This window comes from Trebonia sp. (assembly GCF_030042015.1).
Lineage (GTDB): Bacteria > Actinomycetota > Actinomycetes > Streptosporangiales > Streptosporangiaceae > Trebonia.
Map to the genome: position 1 here is coordinate 1 of NZ_JASIAL010000506.1, position 5,099 is coordinate 5,099.

A 5,099-nucleotide genomic window follows, 5' to 3' on the forward strand; every position below is an offset into this window, starting at 1 on the left:
ATCGAGCCGCGCGCCAACCGCCGCGAGCGCATCGCCCGCAACGCCGCCGCGCTCGGCGTGCCGGGACTTTCCGTGGTGGCCGGGGCCGCGCCGGAGGCGCTGGCCGGGCTGCCCGCGCCCGACGCGGTCTTCATCGGGGGCGGCGTCAGCGCCGAAGGTGTCGTCCGCGCTTGCTGGGACGCCCTCGGGCCCGGCGGGAGGCTTGTCGCGAACGCGGTCACGCTCGAGGGCCAGGCCGTCCTGGCGGACTGGCGGCGGCGTCTCGGCGGCACCCTGACCAGGATCGGCGTGGAGCGCGCCGCGGAGCTCGGCTCTTACACGGCCTGGCGGCCGGCGCTGCCTGTCGTCCAGTGGTCCATCCGCAAGGCACCCGGCCCGCGGGAAAGCGGCCAGGGGAGTCAGGGGAGTCAGGAGAGCTCGTGACCGTCCACTTCGTCGGCGCCGGACCGGGCGCACCTGACCTGATCACCGTCCGCGCCCAGCGCCTGCTGCAGGAGTGCCCGGTCTGCCTGTACGCGGGCAGCCTCGTCCCCGCCGAGGTCCTGGCGCACTGCCCCCGAGGCGCCACCCTGATCGACACCGCCGGCCTCACCCTGGACGAGATCGTCGGGGCCATGGCCGAAGCCGACGCCGCGGGACTGGACGTGGTCCGGCTCTGCTCCGGCGACCCGGCCGTCTTCAGCGCGATCGCCGAGCAGGCACGGCGCCTGGACCGGGCGGGGATCGCCTACGACGTCACCCCGGGCGTGCCCGCGTTCGCCGCCGCGGCCGCGGCCCTGCGGCGTGAGCTGACCGTGCCGGGAGTCGGCCAGACGGTCGTGCTCACCAGGATCGCGGACCAGGCCACCCCGATGCCGCCGGGAGAGGACCTGGCCAGCCTCGCCGTCACCGGCGCGACGCTGGTGCTGCACCTGGCCGCGGCGCGCATCGAGCAGGTGACCGCCGAACTCGTCCCGCGCTACGGCCCCGGCTGCCCCGCGGCGGTCGTCGCGTACGCCAGCCAGCAGCGGGAGGTCGTCCTGCGCGGCACGCTGGGGGACATCGCCGGGCAGGTGCTCGCCGCCGGGGTGCGGCGCACCGCGGTGATCATCGTCGGGAACGTGCTGGCAGCCGAGGGGTTCCGCGACAGCCATCTGTACTCGCCCGGCCGGGACCGCGGCTTAAGACCCATTATCCCGAACGGACAGTGGCTACTCCTCACCCGCCGGCTGCTCCCGGTCCCGGCGGAGCAGGTAGGTGTCCATGATCCAGCCGTGCCGCTCGCGCAGCTCGGCGCGGGTCGCGGTGATCTGCGCCGCGACCTCCGCAAGCGGCCCGCAGATCAGCACCTCGTCCGGGGTGCTGAGGTAGGCGCCCCAGAACACCGACAGGCTCCGGTCGTCGAACCCGGCCGCGGTGAACCCGCTGTCCAGCATGACCACGGCGCTGTCGAGGCCCGCGGGCAGGCCGCCGGCGATCCGGCGGGCCGGCGTGATGAAGATCGGCTCGCCGGTCCTGTTCAGCGGGATCCGGTGCGCCGCCGCGAGCGCCTGCACGCTGGTCACGCCGGGGATCACGGAATAGTCGAAACGGACGCCGCCGAGCGCCAGGACGCGGCCGGCGATCCGCAGCATCGAGTCGTAGACCGACGGGTCGCCCCACACGAGGAACGCGCCCACCCCGTCCGGGCCGAGCTCGTCGCCGATCGCCGTCGCGATCAGCTCCGCGCGGGCGTCGTGCCAGTCCCGCACCGCGCCCTGGTACTCATCCGCGGTCAGGGACGGCGACCGGTCGCGCGGCGGCTCGGGGATGTCCACGACCCGGTAGCCGGGGCGGGTCACGTGCCGGCGCAGGATCTCGTCCCTGGCCGCGTTCAGCCCGGATCTCGCGTCGCCCTTGTCGATGCGGAAGAACACGTCCACCCGGTTCAGCGCATTGACGGCCTGGACGGTGATCTGGTCAGGGTGCCCGGGACCCATGCCGATGAGGAGCAGTTCGCGCATCCGCCCATCCTCCCGCACCCGCCGGGGCCCGGCACTAGCCTGGTCAGGTGCGCATCCTCATCCTCGGCGGAACCGGTGAGGCGCGGGAGCTGGCCGCCCTGCTCGTGGCGCAAGGCGCCGACGTGCTGTCATCGCTGGCGGGCCGGGTACGCGCTCCCCGGCTTCCCGACGGCCCGGTCCGCGTCGGCGGGTTCGGCGGCGCGGGCGGCCTGGCCGCCTTCCTGCGCGAGGAGGGGATCACCCATCTCATCGACGCGACGCACCCGTTCGCCGGCGGCATCAGCGCGAACGCGGCGCTGGCCGCCGCCGACGCGGGTGTGCCGCGGCTCGTGCTGCGCCGTCCCGCCTGGCCGGCCGACCCCTCCTGGCAGCTGGCCGCTGACATGGCCGAGGCGGTCGCGGCCGTGCGGGCCTGGCCGGGCGACGGCGTGTTCCTCACCACGGGCCGCCGTGACCTGGCCGCCTTCGCCGCCGACGACGCTCACCGGTTCCTCGTCCGGACCGTCGACCCGCCGGAGGGAGCCGTGCCGCCGCGCATGACGCTGATTCTCGACCGCGGCCCGTACACGGTGCGGGGGGAGTCGGCGCTGCTGCGCGAGCACCGGATCGGGCTGCTGGTGTCCAAGAACAGCGGCGGCCCCATGACGGCCGCGAAGCTGCGGGCCGCCGCGGACCTCGGTGTCCAGGTGGTCATGGTGCGGCGCCCGCCGCCGCCGCCGGGCAGCGCTGTCGCGGCGACGGTCGCCGAGGCGCTGCGCTGGATCGGCGGGCAGAGCGGGGATCAGCCGGGATAGCGGCGCGGCGTGATCACCCGGGCCGCGCCCGAACTGTCGCGCACCACCCGGGACTGGCTGGAGCCGACGATGACCAGGCAGCTCATGTCGACCTGCGCGGGATCGAGCTCGCGCAGGGTCGTCACCGTGACCTGCTGGTCGTCGGTGCCGACGGCGCGGCCGACCACCACCGGAGTGGCGGCGTCCCGGTGCGTGAGCAGCAGCGCCCGCGCGTCGGCCAGCTGCTGCCGCCGGGACCGTGACGCCGGGTTGTAGATCGCGATGGCGAAGTCGCCGGCCGCTGCCGCCGCAAGCCGCCGGGCGATGACCGCCCACGGCTTGAGCCGGTCCGACAGCGACAGCGTGACGTAGTCGTGGCCGAGCGGCGCGCCGGCCAGGGCGGCGACCGCTTGCGCGGCGGTGATCCCTGGCACGACGGCGACCGGTATCCCGGCGAACCGGGAATCTGCCGCGGCCGCCTCGAGCACCACCGAGGCCATGGCGAACACGCCAGGGTCGCCAGAGGAGACGACCGCGACCCGGCGGCCGCGCAGCGCCAGGTCGAGCGCGAACTCCGCGCGCTGTGCCTCCACCCGGTTGTCGCTGCCGTGCCGCCGCTGCCTGGGATTGGGCGGCACGCGGTCCACGTAGGGCGCGTAGCCGACGAGGTCGTCGGCGGCGGCCAGCGCCGCCGCCGCCTGCGGGGTCAGCCAGTCGCGCCCGCCGGGGCCGAGCCCCACGACGTCCACGCGCCCCGGGCCGGTGTCACGCTCGCCGTCGGGACCGGGCGACGCGGGCACCGGATGCCCGGCGGCTTCCGCGCCGGCGATGATGACCAGCGACATGTACGGCACCGCCGCCGGGTCGACGTCTCCCGCACGCTCGATGACCTGCCGCCGTCCCCCGGAGGCGCGCTCGACGTAGTACGCCTGGTCCAGCCGCCCGCAGTCCTTCAGCGCCGCGCGCACGTCGGCGTAGCCGCGGCTGATCTTCATGATCGCCGCCGCCCCGGTGCCGCGCAGCCGGTCCGCCAGCTGCTCGCGGCCGAGCGTGCCCGGCAGCACGGTCAGCACGTCATCGCCTTCGACGAGCGGCATGGCAAGCGCGGCGGACGCGGCGCTCACCGACGTGACGCCGGGCACGATCACGGTGGCGAACCGGCCGCTGATCCGCTTGTGCATGTGCATGTAGCTGCTGTAGAAAAGCGGGTCGCCCTCGGCGAGCAGCACCACGTCCCGGCCGGCCGACAGATGCGCGATCAGCCGGGCGGCGGCCGCCTCGTAGAACTCCTCCATCGCGCCCTCGTAGCCGCCCGGGTGGTCGGTGACCTCGGTCGTGACCGGGTACACGAGCTGTTCTTCGACCTGGTCGCCGCGCAGGTACGGCTCGGCGATCGACCGGGCGACCGACCGGCCGTGCCGGGCGCAGTGGTACGCCACGACGTCCGCCGCGCCGATCAGCCGCGCGGCCTTCACCGTGACCAGTTCCGGGTCGCCCGGCCCGAGCCCGACGCCGTACAGGGTTCCGTCGTTCAATCGTCCTCGCTCGCAACGGCGTTCACCGCGGCGACGGTCATCGCGCTGCCGCCGCGGCGCCCGTGGACCACCAGGTACTCAAGGCCGGACTGCGCGAGCGCGAGCTTCGACTCCGCCGCTCCCACGAACCCGACCGGGATGCCGAACACCGCGGCCGGCTCGCCCGCACCGTCCGCCAGCAGCTCAAGCAGCCGGAACAACGCGGTCGGCGCGTTGCCGATCGCCACCACGGCCCCGGTCAGCCGCGTGCCCCACAGGCCGACCGCCGCCGCCGACCTCGTGGTCCCGAGCCGCTGCGCGAGCGGCGCCACCGCCGGGTCGCCGAGCGTGCAGATGACCTCGTTGCCCGCGGGCAGCCGCCGCCTGGTGATCCCCGCGGCGATCATCTGCGCGTCGCACAGGACCGGCGCGCCGCGAAGCAGCGCGGCCCGCGCGGCCCCCACCACGCCGTCGCTGTAGCCGACGTCGGCGGGCAGGTCGGCCATCCCGCAGGAGTGGATCATCCGGACGACGACCCGCGCGATGTCGGCGGGAAAGCGGGCGAGGTCGGCCTCGGCCCTGATGGCGGAGAACGAGCGGCGGTAGATCTCCGCGCCGTCGCGGATGTAGTCAAACCCCGGCAACCTGGTATCCCTCGCTGGTGGCGGTCACGTCGATCTCGGTGGCGGCGGGGCGGCCGCAGTGCCGGGCGCAGCCGCTGACGTGCACGAGCCGTCCCGGCCAGCGTGCCGCGAACGCGGCCGCGCCCGCCTGCACGTCGGCCAGCGCGCTCGCGCAGCCTGGCCGCCCGGCGCACGCCGTCACCCGCA

At 75.2% G+C, this 5,099-nt stretch carries 5 protein-coding genes and 2 pseudogenes; 3 read left to right on the forward strand and 4 right to left on the reverse strand.

Features of this window, described 5'->3' with window-relative positions:
- Both Q1N79_RS27090 and cobM read left to right on the forward strand, forming a co-directional pair.
- Window positions 1–423, forward strand: a 423-nt coding sequence (locus tag Q1N79_RS27090; RefSeq protein ID WP_367185148.1) for a precorrin-6Y C5,15-methyltransferase (decarboxylating) subunit CbiT, incomplete at its 5' end; no start/stop codon positions are given.
- Window positions 420–1,097, forward strand: a pseudogene (cobM, locus tag Q1N79_RS27095) (precorrin-4 C(11)-methyltransferase); the annotation flags it as partial. The gene Q1N79_RS27090 and the pseudogene cobM, both read left to right, overlap by 4 nt.
- A 93-nt stretch (window positions 1,098–1,190) precedes the next feature.
- On the opposite strand, the gene cobF reads toward cobM, so the two are convergent.
- Window positions 1,191–1,982, reverse strand: a complete 792-nt coding sequence (gene cobF, locus Q1N79_RS27100; protein ID WP_300613849.1) for a precorrin-6A synthase (deacetylating) — start codon at window positions 1,980–1,982, stop codon at window positions 1,191–1,193.
- Between the two features lie 47 nt (window positions 1,983–2,029).
- Between cobF and Q1N79_RS27105 the strand changes: the two genes are divergently transcribed.
- A complete protein-coding gene (locus tag Q1N79_RS27105) occupies window positions 2,030–2,776 on the forward strand; it encodes a cobalt-precorrin-6A reductase (RefSeq protein ID WP_300613851.1) in 747 nt (248 codons plus the stop codon).
- Here Q1N79_RS27105 and cobJ read toward each other — a convergent pair.
- The 3 genes and pseudogenes from cobJ to Q1N79_RS27120 all read right to left on the reverse strand — a co-directional run.
- A complete protein-coding gene (cobJ, locus tag Q1N79_RS27110; RefSeq protein WP_300613853.1) occupies window positions 2,764–4,290 on the reverse strand; it encodes a precorrin-3B C(17)-methyltransferase in 1,527 nt (508 codons plus the stop codon). The genes Q1N79_RS27105 and cobJ overlap by 13 nt on opposite strands.
- Window positions 4,287–4,913 (reverse strand): precorrin-8X methylmutase, encoded by a 627-nt coding sequence (locus tag Q1N79_RS27115; protein WP_300613855.1) that lies wholly within the window; start codon window positions 4,911–4,913, stop codon window positions 4,287–4,289. Before Q1N79_RS27115 ends, cobJ begins: the two co-directional genes overlap by 4 nt.
- Window positions 4,900–5,099 (reverse strand): annotated as a pseudogene (locus tag Q1N79_RS27120) (precorrin-3B synthase); the annotation flags it as partial. The gene Q1N79_RS27115 and the pseudogene Q1N79_RS27120, both read right to left, overlap by 14 nt.